Source organism: Serratia sp. D1N4, from assembly GCF_054552755.1.
Genome location: NZ_CM137274.1, coordinates 4,566,080 through 4,585,125, shown reverse-complemented (window position 1 = coordinate 4,585,125; position 19,046 = coordinate 4,566,080). Strand labels below are relative to the sequence as shown.

Annotated in this window: 19 protein-coding genes, 1 tRNA gene and 1 pseudogene; 11 read left to right on the top strand and 10 right to left on the bottom strand. The window is 52.6% G+C overall.

The genetic code is table 11. The features are described from left to right. Positions 1 to 99 precede the first annotated feature (99 nt). Positions 100 to 750, top strand: a complete 651-nt coding sequence (locus tag ACX1CU_RS20565) for a LuxR C-terminal-related transcriptional regulator (protein WP_459400072.1) — start codon at positions 100 to 102, stop codon at positions 748 to 750. Here ACX1CU_RS20565 and ACX1CU_RS20560 read toward each other — a convergent pair. Beyond that, a pseudogene (locus ACX1CU_RS20560) lies at positions 730 to 1,032 on the bottom strand (integrase core domain-containing protein); the annotation flags it as partial. The gene ACX1CU_RS20565 and the pseudogene ACX1CU_RS20560 overlap by 21 nt on opposite strands. 208 nt (positions 1,033 to 1,240) lie before the next feature. Between ACX1CU_RS20560 and ACX1CU_RS20555 the strand changes: the two are divergent. Next, positions 1,241 to 1,375, top strand: a complete 135-nt coding sequence (locus tag ACX1CU_RS20555; protein ID WP_459400071.1) for a hypothetical protein — start codon at positions 1,241 to 1,243, stop codon at positions 1,373 to 1,375. Between the two features lie 51 nt (positions 1,376 to 1,426). Here the strand turns inward: ACX1CU_RS20555 and ACX1CU_RS20550 are convergent, their stop codons facing one another. After that, on the bottom strand, positions 1,427 to 1,648 hold the full coding sequence (locus ACX1CU_RS20550; protein WP_459400070.1) for a DUF6500 family protein: 222 nt from the start codon (positions 1,646 to 1,648) through the stop codon (positions 1,427 to 1,429). A gap of 52 nt (positions 1,649 to 1,700) precedes the next feature. Beyond that, positions 1,701 to 2,258 carry a hypothetical protein gene (locus tag ACX1CU_RS20545; RefSeq protein ID WP_459400069.1) on the bottom strand — a complete coding sequence of 186 codons (558 nt, stop codon included), beginning with the start codon at positions 2,256 to 2,258 and terminating at the stop codon, positions 1,701 to 1,703. A 284-nt stretch (positions 2,259 to 2,542) separates the two neighbouring features. Here ACX1CU_RS20545 and ACX1CU_RS20540 point away from each other — a divergent pair, with 284 nt between their 5' ends. After that, on the top strand, positions 2,543 to 3,142 hold the full coding sequence (locus ACX1CU_RS20540) for a HEPN domain-containing protein (RefSeq protein ID WP_459400068.1): 600 nt from the start codon (positions 2,543 to 2,545) through the stop codon (positions 3,140 to 3,142). Positions 3,143 to 3,237: 95 nt separating this feature from the next. On the opposite strand, the gene ACX1CU_RS20535 is transcribed toward ACX1CU_RS20540, so the two are convergent. Beyond that, positions 3,238 to 3,313, bottom strand: a tRNA-Ile gene (locus tag ACX1CU_RS20535). A gap of 141 nt (positions 3,314 to 3,454) precedes the next feature. Here ACX1CU_RS20535 and mug point away from each other — a divergent pair. Further along, complete coding sequence (mug, locus tag ACX1CU_RS20530) at positions 3,455 to 3,949, top strand: G/U mismatch-specific DNA glycosylase (RefSeq protein WP_459400067.1); 495 nt, start codon at positions 3,455 to 3,457, stop codon at positions 3,947 to 3,949. A 51-nt stretch (positions 3,950 to 4,000) separates the two neighbouring features. Here the strand turns inward: mug and rpoD are convergent, their stop codons facing one another. The 3 genes from rpoD to rpsU form a co-directional block, all read right to left on the bottom strand. Further along, the gene (gene rpoD / locus ACX1CU_RS20525) at positions 4,001 to 5,839 is read right to left on the bottom strand and encodes an RNA polymerase sigma factor RpoD (RefSeq protein WP_459400066.1); all 1,839 of its coding nucleotides are present in this window, start codon (positions 5,837 to 5,839) and stop codon (positions 4,001 to 4,003) included. Positions 5,840 to 5,996: 157 nt separating this feature from the next. Continuing rightward, positions 5,997 to 7,745 (bottom strand): DNA primase, encoded by a 1,749-nt coding sequence (gene dnaG, locus ACX1CU_RS20520; RefSeq protein ID WP_459400065.1) that lies wholly within the window; start codon positions 7,743 to 7,745, stop codon positions 5,997 to 5,999. A gap of 135 nt (positions 7,746 to 7,880) precedes the next feature. Continuing rightward, on the bottom strand, positions 7,881 to 8,096 hold the full coding sequence (gene rpsU, locus ACX1CU_RS20515) for a 30S ribosomal protein S21 (protein WP_001144069.1): 216 nt from the start codon (positions 8,094 to 8,096) through the stop codon (positions 7,881 to 7,883). Between the two features lie 302 nt (positions 8,097 to 8,398). Between rpsU and tsaD the strand changes: the two genes are divergently transcribed. Further along, on the top strand, positions 8,399 to 9,412 hold the full coding sequence (gene tsaD, locus ACX1CU_RS20510; protein ID WP_459402872.1) for a tRNA (adenosine(37)-N6)-threonylcarbamoyltransferase complex transferase subunit TsaD: 1,014 nt from the start codon (positions 8,399 to 8,401) through the stop codon (positions 9,410 to 9,412). Positions 9,413 to 9,443: 31 nt separating this feature from the next. On the opposite strand, the gene plsY is transcribed toward tsaD, so the two are convergent. Then, positions 9,444 to 10,082: a glycerol-3-phosphate 1-O-acyltransferase PlsY gene (plsY, locus tag ACX1CU_RS20505; protein ID WP_459400064.1), complete on the bottom strand. Its 639-nt coding sequence runs from the start codon at positions 10,080 to 10,082 to the stop codon at positions 9,444 to 9,446. A gap of 107 nt (positions 10,083 to 10,189) precedes the next feature. On the opposite strand from plsY, the gene folB reads away from it, so the two are divergent. The 5 genes from folB to lldD all read left to right on the top strand — a co-directional run bounded on the left by folB (position 10,190) and on the right by lldD (position 15,395). Continuing rightward, positions 10,190 to 10,549 (top strand): bifunctional dihydroneopterin aldolase/7,8-dihydroneopterin epimerase, encoded by a 360-nt coding sequence (folB, locus tag ACX1CU_RS20500; protein WP_459400063.1) that lies wholly within the window; start codon positions 10,190 to 10,192, stop codon positions 10,547 to 10,549. A gap of 192 nt (positions 10,550 to 10,741) precedes the next feature. Then, complete coding sequence (bacA, locus tag ACX1CU_RS20495; RefSeq protein WP_459400062.1) at positions 10,742 to 11,566, top strand: undecaprenyl-diphosphate phosphatase; 825 nt, start codon at positions 10,742 to 10,744, stop codon at positions 11,564 to 11,566. Positions 11,567 to 11,813: 247 nt separating this feature from the next. After that, positions 11,814 to 13,469 carry an L-lactate permease gene (gene lldP / locus ACX1CU_RS20490; protein WP_459400061.1) on the top strand — a complete coding sequence of 552 codons (1,656 nt, stop codon included), beginning with the start codon at positions 11,814 to 11,816 and terminating at the stop codon, positions 13,467 to 13,469. Next, the gene (lldR, locus tag ACX1CU_RS20485; protein ID WP_459400060.1) at positions 13,466 to 14,236 is read left to right on the top strand and encodes a transcriptional regulator LldR; all 771 of its coding nucleotides are present in this window, start codon (positions 13,466 to 13,468) and stop codon (positions 14,234 to 14,236) included. The genes lldP and lldR overlap by 4 nt, the downstream gene beginning before the upstream one ends. Positions 14,237 to 14,252: 16 nt before the next feature. Further along, the gene (lldD, locus tag ACX1CU_RS20480; protein WP_459400059.1) at positions 14,253 to 15,395 is read left to right on the top strand and encodes an FMN-dependent L-lactate dehydrogenase LldD; all 1,143 of its coding nucleotides are present in this window, start codon (positions 14,253 to 14,255) and stop codon (positions 15,393 to 15,395) included. A gap of 52 nt (positions 15,396 to 15,447) precedes the next feature. Here the strand turns inward: lldD and ACX1CU_RS20475 are convergent, their stop codons facing one another. Continuing rightward, positions 15,448 to 16,683 (bottom strand): multifunctional CCA addition/repair protein, encoded by a 1,236-nt coding sequence (locus ACX1CU_RS20475; RefSeq protein ID WP_459400058.1) that lies wholly within the window; start codon positions 16,681 to 16,683, stop codon positions 15,448 to 15,450. Positions 16,684 to 16,800: 117 nt separating this feature from the next. Then, complete coding sequence (locus ACX1CU_RS20470) at positions 16,801 to 17,418, bottom strand: TIGR04211 family SH3 domain-containing protein (protein WP_459400057.1); 618 nt, start codon at positions 17,416 to 17,418, stop codon at positions 16,801 to 16,803. Between the two features lie 279 nt (positions 17,419 to 17,697). On the opposite strand from ACX1CU_RS20470, the gene ACX1CU_RS20465 reads away from it, so the two are divergent. Beyond that, on the top strand, positions 17,698 to 19,005 hold the full coding sequence (locus ACX1CU_RS20465; protein WP_459400056.1) for a CYTH domain-containing protein: 1,308 nt from the start codon (positions 17,698 to 17,700) through the stop codon (positions 19,003 to 19,005). Positions 19,006 to 19,046 lie beyond the last annotated feature (41 nt).

The following is a 19,046-nucleotide window of genomic DNA, read 5'->3' as shown; positions in this document are numbered from 1 at the left end:
CATCCAACTTTTTGCTATTTAATGACCTCCCCTGTTCTTAATGATACCAATTAAAGGTGTCTGCTGTAGAAAGTATATAGAATATTTAAGGTTTTAGAAATGACTGTCGAGTATGCTACTATTTTGCACCCGTGCCAATTTACCCGATTTGGGTTAATTAATCTTTTACCCTCAAGTTGCAGAGTATGTAGTACGGAAAAAATTCGCCAATGCCAGTTATATTTACTCTCAGTAAAGAAACCCAATCTGATAATCCTCTCCTTGCAGGGTGCTGATTATACCGTAATGGATGTTCTGTCGTTAATCAACATGATATACCAAGAAAATCGACAGCACCGAGTTCTCGTCATTATGGATATATACAGAAACTCCGGGTTGGTGGAATATCTACGGGAAACCAGGAGTCAGATTGCGTTTATTGACACACAACGCTCTATGTCATTCGTCGCTCGGCAGATTAATAATTTTATTATCAATAATCTGTCTGCAGTTGTTGCAACTGATAAAAAAGCAGCTAAATTTTTGTCGTTACGTGAGCGGCAGATACTAGATGGCATTTTAATGGAATTTAATTACAAACAGATAGCTCAAATGCTCTCTATTAGCCCTAAATTAGTGGGGCATTATAAGCGGCAAGCATTAAGAAAGTTGCGAGCAAAGAGTATGCAGTCACTGTTAATGCCGACTAACCAATCGTTTAAAGTTACAGCTACTGTAAGTATCCCAGCTTTAGCTCCACGCACTTTTTGAGATTTTCGGGTCTTCAGCCATCAGCCGGTATTCTTCCGGTGTCAGGTTATTCACGGGTTCATGCGGACGCTCGCTGTTATATTCGGTCAGCCAGCGCTCCGTGATTTCTCGTACTTCATTCAGGGTTCTGAACAGATAAAAATCCAGTATTTCTGTCCGGTATGTCCTGTTAAACCGTTCGATAAACGCGTTTTGTGCCGGCTTACCCTGCTTGATAAATTCCAGCATCACGCCATGTTCTTCAACCCATTGCGCCAGAGTCAGTGATATTGATCCTGCCCCCAAATATGATCCAGTCATAATCAGGAATAATCGGCTTCCGGGATTTTGGTTGGGGTCATCTGCGTGCATTGCTGCGTTGTTCGCCACTTATTTGGTCTACCAAGCCTCACGGCTCATACGTGCAAATGACAGCCAACGGTACCGAGGATAAAACCCGCCGCAAAGTGATATTACCTGGCGTTGCCGGACTTATGGTTTTGAAGAGGGGGTGATTATCCGTTCCACCGCAGGGCGGATGATCATGGCGCCAGCGCTGGTGGCGAAGCACAGTGAGATCGACGAACTGCTGGAGAAAACCAAACGCGCGGTGGATCGCACCGCGCGCGATCTGAGGCTGATGTGATGGCTCAATAAGCGATAAGCCGCTGAGTAGGGCGGCTTATCTTTCCTAACGTTATTCCCCCATCGATTCGACCAGCGCCTTTATTTTCACCGCTTTCTCAAAGTGATCCAGCTTCATGTCTTTGATCCACCAACTGGCGGCCTCCATCAGTAGTTCAGGATCGTCATTTCTGTTGGTAAAAAAGGCATAAAACGAGAGCCCAACGTTATCTCCCTTCGTACGGATTTTCTCATCACAAACCTGGATCATTTTGGTTCTTAACGTTTTTCTCATGCTGGATCCTGAATGTGGGGATGGAGACTGTGGCCATCAGTTACCCTAAAAACTATTTTTTTGACAGAAAGTTTAGCCAGTCGTCATTAAATAATATGCGTTCAAATGGGGCGACATATTTTCTGATATAAGAAAGAATATCAGCCTCGGTCATTTTAGAGGCCTCGGAAGGGTAAAGATCGCTACAATCATCAAAGATGCTGTAATAAAGCCAATTGAGATAGTCACACGTTTTGGAGAAAAAACGCGGACCGAACCAGAAGTATGTTTTTACAAATAAATATAAAAGAGACTCAGCCGTATTTGCATCTTCTGAATGGGTTAGTTGCCAAAGCTGGATCCTAAGCCATATCAGAGCGCTCAATTCTCTGCTTGGATAGCTTATCCCTACCTCGATAAGATAACGATCAAGATAAAGCATGACCTCGTATTCATCTAGTGTTTTATCAAGACTCAGTGCAGCAAGAATCAGCAATGTTTCGGAACCGTTGCCTGACATGACTTCACGCTCCGCCCATTCAGTAACAGCTTTGATATGATCTATTGGCCGATCAATCTGCATTAGGCAAAGGAGGTCCGTTAGGGTGTAGTTGTAAGTATTGGATTCCATTCTTAACTCACTATTCAATATTTTTCAAGGACTAAACGTAATGGTTTTATTGAAGATATTTAGGGGGAAGTGAGCATAGCTCATTGTCAGGCTAATGTCCGTATGTTCGAGGATAAAATGTAACCACAGAGTGTTACCGCAGCAGATTATGAAGACAAGCCTCCGTACAGGTGAACATTCAATAGCAAGGTTTTTATGACACCGACGGTGTTCATTTTTCCGATACAATCGGTCAACACGGTGCATGTTGGATACTGAACGCCTTAACGAATGGAGGTTTTTTAATGGACGAATATAGTGATACTGAGGAGTGGCTAAATGATAGGCCAGCGTTAGCGGAAGAAAGGAACCATCCAAACCATTGGTATAATCGAGCGTCGGACTTACATGCGTCTGCTGGTGCACTTTGGTATGTCATGAAGTTGAAAGACACGGAAGTTGTGGAATCTCTAGGTCTAAGCTCAGGTTTTTCTATGGGGGTTGCATGCAGGCCAGTTTACCACATGCTGTGCGGTTTATCGCTTGAGTTAATACTTAAGGCAGTGATTGTTAAAAAAGGGACTGAGCCACCCAAAAAACATTATCTAAATAAATTAGTTTCAGACTTAGGCATTAAAAAAACACCTCATGAAGCTAAGTTGTTGAGATTCTATGAAGAATCTATCCTATGGACTGGAAAGTATCCACTCCCTATTCCTAATTTGTGTGGAGATGATGACTTGAAGAGATACTGGACGCTTGCAGGTGATGTACTCACGACCCCCATTTCTCCACCGCCAACAGATAGCAAGATTCTTCAGTTTCGGGAATCTAGTGGTGCTACAGATTGGGAAAAGTATGACCTCTTATGGCTTAAATATTCGTCAATATTCACTTCTGCATGATTGATACTTACCGCATATTACCGCTCTGATGTATCCCATAAGTATCCCAGAAAAAACAAAGGGGCTACGTTTTTAACGTAACCCCTTGTTTTATATGGTGGCCCCTGCTGGGTTTGAACCAGCGACCAAGCGATTATGAGTCGCCTGCTCTAACCACTGAGCTAAGGGGCCAAGCGGCGTGATTATACGGTAATCACCGGACGCAGGTCTACTCTCTTCAAACCATATGTTGCTTTTATGTTCAGTTCTAGCCTGTTGTAATTGCAGGCAGATTTTGCGATAACCCCTCTAAATGCTTTAACGGAACATATCATGATCACGGATATTCTGGCACCCGCTCTGCAAGTTGTCTTTTGTGGCATCAATCCCGGCCTTTCTACTGCACACCATGGCTATCATTTTGCCAATGCCAATAATCGCTTCTGGAAGGTGATCCATCAGGCAGGTTTTACCGAGCGTTTATTGGCTCCGGAAGAAGAGCGGCATCTGCTGGATACCGGCTGTGGTATTACCATGCTGGTCGAACGCCCAACGGTTGAGGCCAGCGAGTTGGCGCGCAATGAGTTACGTGCGGGGGGGGACGCATTAAAAGAAAAGATCCTGCAATGCCAGCCTCAGGCGCTGGCGATCCTCGGCAAGCAGGCATTCAGCAGTGCATTTGGTATCCGCAAGGCGCCTTGGGGGCGTCAGGAGATGATGATCGGTAAAACCGAGGTGTGGGTGCTGCCTAACCCAAGCGGGCTGAACCGTGCCACGCTGGAGCAGTTGGTGGCAAGCTATCGTGAATTGTTTTTAGCGCTGAAATAAAGGCAATAAAAAACCCCGGCAAGCCGGGGTTTCAGACCGTATCAGCGAACCTTAGTCATCCAGGAAGCTGCGCAGCACTTCTGAACGGCTTGGGTGGCGCAGTTTACGCAACGCTTTGGCTTCGATCTGACGAATACGCTCACGGGTAACGTCGAACTGTTTACCCACTTCTTCCAGCGTGTGGTCAGTGTTCATATCGATACCGAAACGCATACGCAGCACTTTCGCTTCACGTGCGGTCAGGCCTGCCAGAACGTCGTGCGTTGCAGAACGCAGGCTTTCAGAGGTGGCAGAATCCAACGGCAACTCGAGGGTGGTATCCTCGATGAAATCGCCCAGATGTGAATCTTCATCATCACCGATCGGCGTTTCCATGGAGATCGGCTCTTTAGCGATCTTCAGCACTTTGCGGATTTTGTCTTCCGGCATCAGCATACGTTCAGCCAGCTCTTCCGGCGTTGGTTCGCGGCCCATCTCTTGCAGCATCTGGCGCGAAATACGGTTGAGTTTGTTGATGGTCTCAATCATATGCACCGGAATACGGATGGTACGCGCCTGATCGGCGATAGAACGGGTGATCGCCTGACGGATCCACCAGGTGGCATAAGTCGAGAACTTATAACCACGACGGTATTCGAACTTGTCTACCGCTTTCATCAGGCCGATGTTGCCTTCCTGAATCAGATCCAGGAACTGCAAGCCACGGTTGGTGTATTTTTTGGCGATCGAGATAACCAGACGCAGGTTGGCTTCAACCATCTCTTTCTTCGCACGGCGGGCTTTTGCTTCGCCGATCGACATACGACGGTTGATGTCTTTTACCTGCTCAATGGTCAGGCCGGTTTCTTCTTCGATCTGACGCAGTTTCTGCAGGCTGCGCTGTACATCATCGCTGACGTCTTTCAGTTTTTCTGACCATGGCTTAGCCATTGCCAGTGCCGCTTCGAACCAGGTGGTGCTGGTTTCGTTACCGGCAAACAGAGTGACGAAGTTTTTCTTCGGCATTTTGCACTGTTCAACGCACAGCTTCATGATGAGACGTTCTTGAGTACGAACGCGATCCATCATGATACGCATGCTGTTGACCAGGAAGTCGAACTGCTTTGGCACCAGGCGGAACTGCTTGAACACTTCAGACAGCTTCAGGATCTCTTCTGCTGCACTGGCGTGGCTGCGGCCGTTCTTTTTGATCATCAGACGGGTCGCTTCGTACTGATCGCGCAGATCGGCGAACTTCTGACGTGCCAGTTCTGGATCGATGCTGTTGTCATCTTCAGCATCGTCTTCTTCATCTTCGTCTTCGTCGTCGTCATTCTGCTCTTCGGTCGTTAATTCGGAACCGATGTGCGTGGCGGTTGGGGCAATGTCTTCTTCCGCATTTGGATCGACGAAGCCGGTGATCAGATCGGACAGGCGAGCTTCACCTGCTTCGACGCGATCGTACTGTTCCAGCAGATAAGTGATGGCTTCAGGGTACTCGGCTACGGAGCACTGTACCTGATTAATACCGTCTTCGATGCGCTTGGCGATGTCGATTTCGCCTTCGCGCGTCAGCAGTTCAACGGTACCCATTTCACGCATGTACATGCGCACCGGGTCGGTGGTACGGCCAATCTCAGATTCAACGCTTGAGAGCACCTGAGCTGCAGCTTCTTCCGCGTCTTCGTCTGTGTTGTTTGAGTTTTCAGCAAGCAACAGGTCGTCGGCGTCCGGTGCCTCTTCCAGTACCTGAATGCCCATGTCGTTAATCATCTGGATGATGTCTTCGATCTGGTCAGAGTCGACGATATCTTCCGGCAGATGGTCATTGACCTCAGCATAGGTCAGATAGCCTTGCTCCTTACCACGGGTGACAAGTAGCTTAAGCTGTGACTGCGGGTTTTGCTCCATAAGACGGTATCCACACTTCAGAGTATTTGGGTTGGTGTCGGTCGGCGAAACCGCCAACAATAGCATTTGGGGCGTTTTAGTTGTTGCCGCGGCCCACTATGGCGGCATATTGCAGGGTTTTACCCTCGCATTTATCGGCACTTAAGCCGTTTGGTATTCAGTTTTTCTTCGCTAACACCTGATTCAGTGAATGAACTTCTTCACGTTCTTCAGGGCTCAGACCGTGTGTTCTGGCCTGGGCGATCAGTGTTTCCAGCCGCTGCTCTAGCACCGAGTCATACAGGCTGGCCAACGTATCTAAAAAGGTCTGTTCAACCATATCCTCAACGATCATATGGTTCCATGTCGCCAAGGTTTCAAGCTGCTGGCTGAATTTGTTGTCGCGATACAGCTCCAGCAGTTGGCCAGTTGTCAGGCCAGGTTGCGCCAGGCAGGTCTGCACCAGTTCAACAAACAGCGGTAGTCCTGCCTGCTTGGTCTGCTCTAATCCTTCCAGTGAAGGGATAAGTGTAGCCAAACGCGGGTTTTGTACCAGTAACCCTATCAGTATACGCATGGTTGTGCGTTTTAGCTGGGGCACCTGATAATTATTCGCATTTTCAGCCTGTTTTGGCATCAGCTTGTCGAGCTGGCTGTCATCCAATAGGCCCAACTTGCTGCCGAGCTGTTGGCGCAGATACAGGCGTAAGGTTTCGCCCGGTACCTGAGTAATCAACGGCAATGCCAGCGTGCTCAGCTTGGCGCGGCCATCTGGGCTGCTCAGATCGACCTGCGGCATCAACGTTTCGAACAGGAAAGTGGAAAGCGGCTGCGCCAGCTCCATCCGTTGTTCGAATGCGTCTTTGCCTTCTTTACGGACTAACGTGTCCGGGTCTTCGCCGTCAGGCAAAAACATAAACCGCAACTGGCGCCCGTCGTTGAGATAAGGCAGTGCGGTTTCCAGCGCGCGCCAGGCCGCTTCGCGACCGGCTCTGTCGCCGTCATAACAGCAGACAACCTGATCGGTGGCGCGGAACAGGAGCTGAATATGTTCCGCCGTGGTCGAGGTTCCGAGTGAGGCGACGGCATAATCAATGCCGTACTGCGCTAGCGCCACCACGTCCATGTAGCCTTCCACCACCAGCAAACGCTGCAGGGTAGGGTGGCTCTGCTGTGCTTCATACAGGCCGTACAACTGGCGGCCCTTGTGGAATACTTCGGTCTCCGGCGAGTTCAGGTATTTTGGCATACCGTCGCCCAACACGCGGCCACCAAAGGCGATCACCCGCCCGCGTTTGTCGCGAATGGGGAACATGACACGTTCACGGAAACGATCGTATGTACGACCCTGATCGTTAGTCACCAACATTCCGGCATCGTTCAATGCTGCACGGCTGTCGGCGTCGCGGCCAAAGCGTTTTAACGCATTATCCCAACCGGCAGGTGCAAAACCGATGGCAAAATGCTGGATAACCTGCTCACTTAGCCCACGTTGTTGCAGGTAATCGCGCGCCTGCGCACCGTTGGATTGATGCAGTGACTGTTGATAGAACGCGCTAAGCTGTTCCATCAGTTGATAGAGACTCTGGCGCTGATGGCGCTCAATCTGCGTCGGCCCGGTACCTGCCTCGTAAGGCACTTCCAGCCCGTTCATGGTGGCCAATTCCTCGATGGTTTCGACAAACTCAAGTCTGTCGTAATTCATCAGGAAATCAACGGCGTTGCCGTGCGCACCACAACCAAAACAGTGATAGAACTGTTTTTCGCCATTAACGGTGAATGAAGGCGTTTTTTCGTGGTGGAACGGACAGCACGCGTGATAATTCTTGCCTTGCTTCTTGAGCTTTACCCGGGCGTCGATCAGATCGACGATGTCGGTGCGAGCCAGCAAGTCATTGATAAATACACGCGGAATTCGTCCAGCCATAAGCCCCTGTTCGATTGCTTATAAACGAGAACAAGCCGCGCATTCCTTTCGGAAAGCACGGCCTTCGTATGCAACTACTCAGTCTGCGTGTTCTTGAAAAAGAAAAAATCACGCGGTGGGGTTACCCCCGAAGGATTAATACAGACGAGTGCGGCGTGCGTTTTCGCGAGCCAATTTCTTCGCGTGACGTTTTACAGCAGAAGCTTTAGCGCGTTTACGTTCGGTAGTCGGTTTTTCATAGAACTCACGACGACGAACTTCAGCTAAAACACCTGCTTTTTCGCAGGAACGCTTGAAACGACGCAGTGCAACGTCAAATGGCTCGTTTTCACGTACTTTAATTACCGGCATGTGCCTCTCACCTCAATGGAATTCGGTTTGCTGCTGGCCAAGCGCCAGCCTTTTCAAAATGGTGCGGAATTTTACTTCAATGGATGCTGCTTTGTAAAGCACCATAGCAAATTGAAACATGCCACGTTCCGGCAAACTCGCGCAATTATGCATTGGTCGTGGATTATAGACTAATCAGGGAGAATTGCTTGTTTTTAATCGTTCCCGCTGCGTCGTTGTGAATCATCGACATAGCGTACAGTGGCGGTAAATGGCCGCAATTATGGTAAACTGGCGGCCGCACGTGAATGATGGGAAATGTAATGCGAGTATTGGGTATAGAAACCTCCTGCGATGAAACCGGAATTGCAGTGTATGACGATCAAGCCGGTTTATTAGCCAACCAACTCTACAGCCAGGTGAAACTGCATGCCGATTACGGCGGCGTGGTGCCGGAGCTGGCTTCCCGCGATCACGTGCGTAAAACCGTGCCGCTGATCCAGGCAGCGCTGAAAGAAGCGAACCTGACCGCCGCGGACATCGACGGCGTGGCGTATACCGCAGGTCCTGGCCTGGTGGGGGCGTTGCTGGTGGGGGCCACTATTGGCCGCGCGCTGGCGTTTGCCTGGAACGTGCCTGCGGTGCCGGTGCATCATATGGAAGGCCATCTGTTGGCACCTATGTTGGAAGATAATCCTCCGGCGTTCCCGTTTGTGGCGCTGCTGGTGTCTGGCGGGCATACCCAGCTCATCAGCGTTACCGGCATCGGCGAATATGCATTATTGGGCGAATCCATTGACGATGCGGCCGGCGAAGCCTTCGATAAAACCGCCAAGCTGCTGGGGTTGGATTATCCCGGTGGCCCGATGCTGTCTAAAATGGCACAGCAGGGCACCGAAGGGCGTTTTACCTTCCCGCGCCCGATGACCGATCGCCCCGGGCTGGATTTCAGCTTCTCCGGGCTGAAGACCTTCGCTGCCAATACTATCCGCTCCAACGGTAACGACGATCAGACGCGTGCCGACATCGCCCGCGCGTTTGAGGATGCGGTGGTGGATACCTTGGCGATCAAATGCAAACGTGCGCTGGAGCAAACCGGATTTAAACGCTTGGTGATGGCCGGTGGCGTCAGCGCCAACCGCACATTGCGCGCCAAATTGGCTGAAATGATGAAAAAGCGCGGCGGGGAAGTGTTCTATGCCCGCCCGGAGTTTTGTACCGATAACGGTGCGATGATCGCCTATGCGGGGCTGATACGGCTGAAAAGTGGTGCTAATCCCGAGCTGAGCGTTTCTGTGCGCCCACGCTGGCCGTTGGCGGAATTGCCAGCGGTATAAAAGCCAAGGGCCGGAAATCTCCGGCCCTTAATTATTCTTCTTTATGATCTTGCTGCTCCGCCGCGTCTTGTTTCTTCCTGCGTAACTTACCCCAGATCTTGCCCTCCTGCCCGCGCCACAGGCGCTGGATGTTATCGTGATGGCGCATCAGGATCAGGCATGAGAGCATCGCCACCGGGAAGGTAAACTGGGGTTTGAACCACCAGACGTAGAACGGTGCGATCAGCGCACTGACGATCGCGCCCAGCGAGGAGTAACCACTCAGCAGCACCGTCAGTAGCCAGGTGCCGGTCATCAGGCCGGTGAGATCCCAGCCGATCGGGGCGATGGCACCGAACGCGGTAGCAACGCCTTTACCGCCGCGAAAGTGGAAAAACACCGGATAAATATGGCCGAGGCAGGCGGCGATCGCCGTCAGGCCAAGGTACAGCGGTGGAACATTCAGTGCGTAAGCCAGCCAGACCGGCAACATCCCTTTCAGAATATCAAACACCAGCACGGTTGCTGCGGCTAGCTTGCCACCAATGCGCAGGACGTTGGTCGCCCCGGGATTTCCTGATCCATGTTCACGCGGATCCGGCAGCCTGGCGATCCGGCAAACCAGGATCGCACTGGAAATTGAGCCACACAGATACGCGAAGATAATCATGCCAAGCGCGGTAGCACTCATAACGCGGTTCCGTTTAATAATGGTCGTTTTACTCGCAATATCTATGGATAATACGCACATTCCGCTGGAAGTGGTATCCGGCAGGGCCAAAAACTGAGAATGACGTGATGGATATCGTATTTATCGAAGAGCTTACCGTAATCACCACCATTGGCGTTTATGACTGGGAACAAACCATTCAGCAGAAGCTGGTGTTCGATATCGAAATGGCTTGGGATAACCGCCAAGCGGCGGCCAGTGACGATGTGAACCATTGCCTGAGCTATGCGGATATCAGCGATGCGATCATTCAGCATGTGCAGCCGAAGCGTTTTGCGCTGGTGGAGCGTGTGGCAGAGGAGGTATCCGAAATTTTACTACAGCGCTTTAAATCTCCGTGGGTCCGTATTAAGGTCAGCAAGCCGGGAGCGGTTGCACAGGCCAACCGGGTTGGGGTAATCATTGAGCGTGGCACGCGTGGTGCGTGATTGTCATCCAGATGCAACTCAGAAATTTATTCTGAGCGGTAGATAATATTGGTCGAAGCGGCAATGTATTGAGCACTGCCGCTTTTTTACGTTTATACCCTATATTTTTCAACGGTTAGCTGTGCGTATGGGCTGCAATTTGAAAACGATGGGGTATAGAGCCTTAAACTTGACATGGGGTAAGACAGGATCATGGCTGACATGCATTCACTGTTTGTAGCGTTTGTTCTTGGGGTGGTTGAAGGGTTAACCGAATTCCTGCCAGTTTCTTCTACCGGGCATATGATTATCGTCGGTGAATGGCTGGGGTTTACCGGCGATAAAGCCAAAACCTTCGAAGTGATCATCCAGTTGGGATCGATTCTGGCGGTAGTTGTCGTGTTCTGGCGTCGCCTGTTTGGCCTTATCGGCATTCATTTCGGCGGTAAGCCGGTGGAGCATGAAGGTAAAACGGCGGGCCGCTTAAAGCTGAGCCATATTCTGTTGGCGATGATTCCAGCGGTGGTGATGGGGTTGGCGTTTCACGACTTTATCAAATCGCTGTTTGAACCGAAGAACGTGATGTATGCGCTGGTTGTTGGTGGTGTGCTGCTGCTGGTGGCTGAATGGCTGAAGCCGAAGAATCCTCCGGCCGTGGGGCTGGATGACATCACTTACCGTCAGGCATTTGCCATCGGTTGCTTCCAGTGTTTGGCGCTGTGGCCGGGCTTTTCCCGTTCAGGAGCCACTATTTCCGGCGGTATGCTGATGGGTGTGAGCCGTTACGCGGCGTCTGAGTTTTCCTTTATCCTGGCGGTGCCGATGATGATGGGGGCCAGCGCGCTGGATCTGTACAAGAGCCTGCACTTCCTGACGCTGGGTGACTTGCCGATGTTCGCCGTCGGTTTTATTACCGCCTTCGTCGTCGCGCTGATCGCGATTAAAACCTTCCTGCAACTGATCAAGCGCATTTCGTTTGTGCCGTTTGCCATTTATCGCTTTATCGTCGCGGCCGTGGTGTACATGGTGTTTATGTAATACCCACCATTTCAATAGTGGGCTTTGCCCACTATTTTCAGATTAATACCTCCCTCTCTCTTGCCATTTGGTCCTACCAATCAATAAAAAATGTGAATCTTCTACACAGAATGGCAAAAATAAAAACAGAGTCATTGCATATTTTTAACAGTGAATTAACTATCGCATATCAAATATATTACTCCGCTATATTGGTCTGACCAATCGGGCGGGGGATAAGTGCGAAAAAATCGCTGGAGATACCTGCATGCAAGTCTGGCAACAAGTTTATGATCCGATTGGTAATATCTGGCTGTCGAGCCTGATCGCAGCGCTGCCTATCCTGTTTTTCTTTTTTGCTCTGATTAAACTCAAGCTCAAGGGGCACATTGCTGCAACATTCACCGTAGGGATTGCCCTGCTGGTGGCGCTATTCCTTTACCGCATGCCCGTTGACCGTGCGATCGCTGCGGTGGTTTATGGCTTTTTCTATGGGCTATGGCCGATTGCGTGGATCATTATCGCGGCGGTGTTTGTCTACAAAATCTCGGTCAAGACCGGGCAGTTTGACATCATTCGCTCTTCCATTCTTTCGATCACCCCCGATCAACGTTTGCAGATGCTGATCGTCGGTTTCTGTTTTGGCGCATTTCTGGAAGGTGCCGCCGGGTTTGGCGCGCCGGTGGCGATTACCGCCGCGTTGCTGGTTGGGCTGGGTTTTAATCCGCTGTATGCGGCGGGGCTTTGTCTGATTGTTAACACCGCGCCGGTGGCTTTCGGCGCGATGGGGATCCCGATTATTGTGGCAGGTCAGGTGACCGGGATAGATAGCTTCGTCATCGGCCAAATGGTTGGGCGCCAATTGCCTTTCCTGACGATCATCGTGCTGTTCTGGATCATGGCGATTATGGACGGTTGGCGTGGTATCAAAGAAACCTGGCCAGCGGTGGTGGTGGCAGGGGGGAGCTTTGCCTTGGCGCAGTATCTCAGCTCCAACTTTCTTGGGCCGGAACTGCCAGACATCATCTCCTCGCTGGTTTCACTGGTGTGCCTGACGCTGTTTCTGCGCGTTTGGCAGCCCAAACGCATCTTCCGCTTTGAGAACGTTGCAAGCCCCGTTACCGATCAAGCATTGGTGCAGCACAACTATCGCTTAGGGCAGATTATTCGCGCCTGGATGCCGTTTATTTTCCTGACTGCCACGGTCACCCTGTGGAGCATCCCGCCATTTAAAGCGCTATTTGCCAAAGGCGGCGCGTTACAAGATTGGGTACTCAATTTCCCGGTGCCATTCCTGGATAAGCTGGTGGCGAAAGTGCCACCGGTGGTGGCGGATATCACGCCCTACGCCGCGGTGTTCAAACTCGACTGGTTCTCTGCTACCGGCACCGCGATTATGGTTGCGGCGATCGCTTCGGTGATCTACCTGCGGATGAAGCCCAAAGATGCGGTCACCACATTTGCCGAAACGCTAAAATCGTTGGCACTGCCCATCTATTCCATCGGCATGGTGCTGGCGTTTGCCTTTATTTCTAACTATTCCGGCCTGTCGGCAACGCTGGCGTTGGCATTGGCGCATACTGGCAAGGCGTTCACCTTTTTCTCGCCGTTCCTTGGCTGGTTGGGGGTGTTTCTTACCGGTTCCGATACCTCGTCCAACGCGCTGTTCGCCGCCCTGCAAGCCACCACCGCGCAGCAGATTGGTGTTTCGGATGTGTTGTTGGTGGCGGCTAACACCACCGGCGGGGTCACTGGGAAAATGATTTCGCCACAGTCTATCGCCATCGCCTGTGCCGCCGTTGGCTTGGTGGGGAAAGAGTCAGACCTGTTCCGCTTTACGGTAAAACACAGCCTGATCTTCACCTGCATGGTGGGTGTGATCACCACGCTACAGGCCTACTGGCTGACGTGGATGATCCCATGACCGCGTCTCATCCACCGCGCTTGGCCGATCGCTTGGCTGAGCGCCTTAAGGCGATGATTCACGAACGTAAACTGGAGGCGGGCATGCGTTTGCCCGCTGAACGCCAGTTGGCCAACGAGTTGGGCGTCTCGCGCTCTTCTTTGCGCGAAGCGATCCAAAAGCTGATCAGCGAAAAGGTGCTCATCAGCCGACGCGGCGGTGGGACCTATCTTTATGACGAGCTTTCCCCTTGGTCGGAGCAAAGTATCGTGGAGCCGCTGAGAACCTTGGTGGCCGACGACCCTGACTATCGCTATGACATTCTGGAAGCCCGCCACGCCATTGAGGCCAGCACCGCCTGGCACGCGGCGATGCGTGCTACCGCCGCAGACAAGGAGAAGTTGCAGGCTTGTTTTGACGCCACGCTGGAGTTTAAGGAGAGCGATAACCCTGACCTGGCGGCGCAGGCGGATGTACGTTTCCACCTGGCGATTGCCGAAGCCTCACACAACGTGGTTTTACTGCAAACCATGCGTGGTTTTTTCGATTTAATGCAGTCCTCCGTCATGCATAGTCGCCAGCGTATGTATACCGTGCCGACCATTTTCACGCGGCTTACTGAACAGCATGAGGAAATGCTACAGGCTATTTTGGCCGGCGATCCCGAGCGCGCGGGCAAGGCGGCGAAATCCCATCTGGGATTTGTTCACTCCACCATTAAAAGCCTGCATGAAGATGAGGCTAGGCTGGCGCGCATTACCCGCCTGCCAGATGAAAATTCACTGTAATAAGGGAGATCGTTCCATGATTATCTCAGCAGCCACCGACTACCGCGCTGCGGCACAACGTAAACTGCCACCGTTCCTGTTTCATTACATCGATGGTGGCGCTTACGCTGAGCATACTTTGCGGCGCAACGTAGAAGACCTGGCGCAGGTTGCGTTGAGGCAGCGTGTTCTGAAAAACATGTCGGCGCTCAGCCTGGAAACCAAACTCTTTAACGAAACCTTATCAATGCCTGTCGCTCTGGGCCCGGTTGGGCTGTGCGGCATGTACGCCCGCCGTGGCGAAGTGCAGGCCGCGCGGGCCGCAGAGCAGAAAGGCATTCCTTTTACGCTTTCTACCGTCTCCGTATGCCCGATCGAAGAGGTGACGCCAGCCATTAAGCGCCCGATGTGGTTTCAACTGTATGTGCTGAAAGATCGCGGATTTATGCGCAACGCCTTAGAGCGTGCGAAAGCTGCCGGTTGTACCACCTTGGTATTCACCGTGGATATGCCTATACCGGGGGCTCGTTACCGCGATGCGCATTCTGGCATGAGCGGGCCGCATGCCGCACTGCGGCGCTATTGGCAAGCGGTTACCCATCCCTCTTGGGCATGGGATGTTGGTTTGAACGGGCGTCCGCACGATCTGGGGAATATCTCCGCGTATCTCGGTAAACCCACCGGATTAGAAGACTACATTGGCTGGCTGGGATCCAACTTTGATCCTTCGATCTCGTGGAGTGACCTGGAGTGGATCCGCGACTTCTGGCAGGGGCCAATGGTGATTAAAGGCATTCTCGACGCTGACGATGCGCGTGATGCGGTACGCTTTGGTGCCGACGGCATTGTGGTTTCCAACCACGGTGGTCGCCAGTTGGATGGCGTGCTCTCCTCGGCGCGTGCGTTGCCGACGATCGCCGATGCGGTAAAGGGTGATATCACCATCCTTGCAGACAGCGGGGTGCGCAGTGGGTTAGACGTGGTGCGGATGATCGCACTCGGCGCTGATAGCGTGCTGTTGGGGCGCGCTTATCTCTATGCGTTGGCGACCGCAGGCCAGGCAGGGGTGGAAAACCTGCTCGATCTGATCAAAAAAGAGATGTGCGTCGCGATGACGCTGACCGGGGCGAAAAGTATCGCTGAAATCAGCCGTGATTCATTGGTGCGGGAGGGTTTTTAAGCTAGGCAGCTCCTCTTTCCCGAAGGTGGGAAAGAGGAGCTGAACAACCGGCTTAGGCCTGCGGTTCCTGCGTTTTCTTCCATTCAGCCAGTGCCTGCTGGCGACGGCGTTTAAGCTCATCGCGGATCGCTAACCCTTGCAGGCCGCTTTCCACCACCTCTTTGATCGACACGGCGTTGGCAACCTGATACGCCTCACGCAGATAATCCCCCTGTGGATAGGGGTTGTTTTCAAAACCGGTGCGGCCACGGGCATCAGCCTCGCTGGAGAGGATCATCTGTTCCAGCCGTTGCGGTTTACGCCATACGTCGATGGCATCAAACAGCTTCAGCAGGGTCTCCGGGCGCAGTTTATTCACCGTATGGATCAGATCGTGGTATTCAGCCACCAGCTTGGCCAGTTCGCGTACGGGATTGGGCACGCGCAGCCGCTTGCACAGGGCTTCAACCAGTTTGACCCCGGCTGGCCCGTGGCCATAGTGATGTGGCCACAGCTCCGGTGGCGTTTTGCCCTTGCCGAGATCGTGGCACAGTGCCGCAAAGCGGATATCTACTTCAGGGCTGAGCTGCGTGGCGATCGCCAGCGTCATCAGGGTGTGCACTCCGGTATCGATCTCCGGGTGCCACTTTTCTGGCGCGGGTACGCCAAACAGCGCGTCGATTTCAGGGAATAACACCTTCAGCGCGCCACAGTCGCGCAGTACCTGAAAGTAAACCTGCGGGCTTTGGCTCTGTAACGCTTTCTCGGTTTCTTTCCATACGCGTTCTGCCGTCAGCGCAACCAGTTCGCCGCTCTCAGCCATCTGCTGCATCAGTGCGGCGGTTTCTGGTGCGACGGTAAAGCCCAGATGGGCAAAACGGGCGGCGAAACGCGCCACACGCAGTACGCGCAACGGATCTTCGCCAAAGGCCTCGGAAACATGGCGTAAGACCCGTGCCGCAAGATCGGCCTGGCCGTGGTAAGGGTCGACCAGTTCGCCATCGTCACTTTGTGCCATGGCGTTGATGGTGAGATCGCGCCGCAGCAGATCTTCTTCCAGCGTCACGTCCGGTGCGGCATAGCAGGTAAACCCGGTGTAACCCTGGCCGGATTTGCGTTCTGTTCGCGCCAGCGCATACTCTTCATGGGTTTCTGGGTTGAGAAATACCGGGAAGTCTTTACCAACCTGCTGGTAGCCGCGCGCCAGCAGATCGGCAGGCTCAGCGCCGACCACCACCCAGTCGCGATCGACCACCGGTATATTGAGCAGATTGTCGCGCACGGCGCCGCCGACCAGGTAAATCTTCACGGTTTAACTCCTGAATGTATTCGATAGCTTGTTTGATCAGCTTACATGAATTGGGTGTCAGATGCCGAAGCCAATAAAAATGGCGCCCGCAGGCGCCTGATTTGGCTAACAACGCGATCAGTTCATCCAGCGATTATTTTTACGGCGTGGAACCAGGCGCGGAAGCAGCAGGCCAAGCAGCAAGCCAGCCCCAGCAACGCCGCCGCCATACAGGAACCACTGCAGGATAATGGTGCGCTGTTTGTCATCGAGTTGCAGATTAACCGCGTTCACCTTCTTCTGGGCGACAACCAACTGATTTTTCAGATCCTGGTTTTCTTGGCGCAAGCCACTGATGGTGCTGTCGCTGGCGGCCACTTTTTGCTGCATTTCGGCGGTGCGCTGGTTCCAGCTGTTATCGATATTGGCCAGCTTGTCGGTCAGGGTTTTCACCTGTTGTTCCAGTTCCGGCACCTGAGTCCGCAGGCTCGGCGTTTGGCTCAACTGCTCCAGTTGGATCCACACGGTGCGCCCTTTAGAGTCACGGATCTGGCCATAGGTATTGTTTTCGTTCACGCTCAGCAGCGTGACTTCTTCACCCGCATTCAAGGTGCCAACAATACGGTATTGCGTACCGGGGCCACTGTGGACATAAGTATTTAATTCATCGGAGATATAGCGCTTATCTTCGGCATGTGCGCCCCAAGTGATGCTGAAGCTCAGCACGGCAAGGTAAATCAGGCGTAATTTCTGCATGAGTTAATCGTTTCTAGGTGAATTAATGGAATGATAGTAGAGCGTTCAGTCTGATGGTGCAACGCTAAAGCCGGAAGTAAGAACACTCTTAGTATCATGGATTCTCTGTGTTGCGCGGCATTTTATAGCCTAACAGGTTTTTTCTACAGTCGGCAGAGTCAAGCCGGGGGGAATCGCGGTAAGATAATAGCCATTGTGCGTTGTCGGGCAGTTCATGGCCGGTGACTCCGCCGCCGTGAAGATCCACGGGAATGCCTAACCTATTGGTGTAGAAGAATTATGAGCGTTGAAATAGAACTGAAGTTTATTGTTTCCCCTGAAGCGATCGCCATACTCCCGGCTCGGCTGGCCGCTTGGCCGCATCAGCATTCTGCACCGCAGAAGCTGATCAATATTTATTTTGAAACCGCCGATAACTTCCTGCGCAACCACGATATGGGCCTGCGTATTCGTGGCTTTGACGACAGCTATGAAATGACCATCAAAACTGCGGGTTCGGTAGTGGGCGGCCTGCATCAGCGGCCAGAATACAACGTTGCCATCAGCAAGCCAGTGTTGGCATTGAAAAAATTCCCTGCCGATATCTGGCCGGAAGGCTGCAAGCTGGCCCCATTGCAAAAGGCGCTGCAACCGCTGTTCCGTACCGACTTTGTGCGGGAAAAGTGGGTGGTCACTTACGGTGAAAGCGAGATTGAGATTGCGCTCGATCAGGGCGAAGTTCATGCAGGTGAACTGAGCGAAACGCTGTGTGAGCTTGAGTTGGAACTGAAACAGGGTCAAGCCAGCGATCTGCTGGCCTTGGCAACGGTATTGGCGGAACAGGGGGGGTTACGCCAGGGCAGCCTGAGTAAAGCGGCGCGGGGTTATCATCTGGCGCAGGGCAATGCCGAGCGTGAGCGTCGTCCGCTGGCAGTGCTGAAGCCAGCCGCCAAATCCACGGTTGAACAAGGCATGGTTGCCGCTTTTGAGCTGGCGCTGAGCCACTGGCAGTATCACGAAGAGCTGTGGCTGCGTGGCGATAAGCACGCACGCCGCTCGGTAATGGAAGCGATCGCCTTGATTCGTCAGGCGCTGGTGATTTTTGGTGGCCTGGTGCCGCGCAAGGCCAGTGCCGATCTGCGCGCCCGCCTGACGGCGCTTGAGCCGCTGCTGGAAGATAAAACCACCGAGCCGCAGGTGCTGTGCTACAGCGCAGAGTATCTGCAATGTAAGTTGGCGCTCACATCATGGTTGGTGACCGGCGCATGGCGGCCGTTTGTCGATGCCAAAGCGCAGGCCAAACTGGATGGTTCATTCAAGCGTTTCAGCGATATCATGCTGGGGCGCAGCGCTGCCGAGCTGAAAGAAGCCTTTACGCGCCCCCTGAATGAAGATGAATATCAGGAACAGTTGCCGCGTTTGACGCGTCAGGTGCTGGCTTTCATGCTGCTTTCCGGCGCCTACCCGGACAGCGAATCCGGGCCGTACATTGACAGCTGGCGCGAGCTGCAACTGGCGGTCGCGGAACGCCGTCAGGGCTGGTATGAAGGTAGCCGCAAACAGGCCTTATCCCATGCGCCATTCTGGTTAAACGGCGCAGTTCGTTAATCACACCGCAGGCCTGCTAGCTTGCAGGCCGTAGAATAGGT

Coding starts and splice junctions, on each gene's coding strand:
- ACX1CU_RS20565 (WP_459400072.1), top strand. CDS start 100: ATGACTGTCGAGTATGCTACTATTTTGCACCCGTGCCAATTTACCCGA.
- ACX1CU_RS20550 (WP_459400070.1), bottom strand. CDS start 1,648: ATGAGAAAAACGTTAAGAACCAAAATGATCCAGGTTTGTGATGAGAAA.
- ACX1CU_RS20545 (WP_459400069.1), bottom strand. CDS start 2,258: ATGGAATCCAATACTTACAACTACACCCTAACGGACCTCCTTTGCCTA.
- ACX1CU_RS20540 (WP_459400068.1), top strand. CDS start 2,543: ATGGACGAATATAGTGATACTGAGGAGTGGCTAAATGATAGGCCAGCG.
- mug (WP_459400067.1), top strand. CDS start 3,455: ATGATCACGGATATTCTGGCACCCGCTCTGCAAGTTGTCTTTTGTGGC.
- rpoD (WP_459400066.1), bottom strand. CDS start 5,839: ATGGAGCAAAACCCGCAGTCACAGCTTAAGCTACTTGTCACCCGTGGT.
- dnaG (WP_459400065.1), bottom strand. CDS start 7,745: ATGGCTGGACGAATTCCGCGTGTATTTATCAATGACTTGCTGGCTCGC.
- rpsU (WP_001144069.1), bottom strand. CDS start 8,096: ATGCCGGTAATTAAAGTACGTGAAAACGAGCCATTTGACGTTGCACTG.
- tsaD (WP_459402872.1), top strand. CDS start 8,399: ATGCGAGTATTGGGTATAGAAACCTCCTGCGATGAAACCGGAATTGCA.
- plsY (WP_459400064.1), bottom strand. CDS start 10,082: ATGAGTGCTACCGCGCTTGGCATGATTATCTTCGCGTATCTGTGTGGC.
- folB (WP_459400063.1), top strand. CDS start 10,190: ATGGATATCGTATTTATCGAAGAGCTTACCGTAATCACCACCATTGGC.
- bacA (WP_459400062.1), top strand. CDS start 10,742: ATGGCTGACATGCATTCACTGTTTGTAGCGTTTGTTCTTGGGGTGGTT.
- lldP (WP_459400061.1), top strand. CDS start 11,814: ATGCAAGTCTGGCAACAAGTTTATGATCCGATTGGTAATATCTGGCTG.
- lldR (WP_459400060.1), top strand. CDS start 13,466: ATGACCGCGTCTCATCCACCGCGCTTGGCCGATCGCTTGGCTGAGCGC.
- lldD (WP_459400059.1), top strand. CDS start 14,253: ATGATTATCTCAGCAGCCACCGACTACCGCGCTGCGGCACAACGTAAA.
- ACX1CU_RS20470 (WP_459400057.1), bottom strand. CDS start 17,418: ATGCAGAAATTACGCCTGATTTACCTTGCCGTGCTGAGCTTCAGCATC.
- ACX1CU_RS20465 (WP_459400056.1), top strand. CDS start 17,698: ATGAGCGTTGAAATAGAACTGAAGTTTATTGTTTCCCCTGAAGCGATC.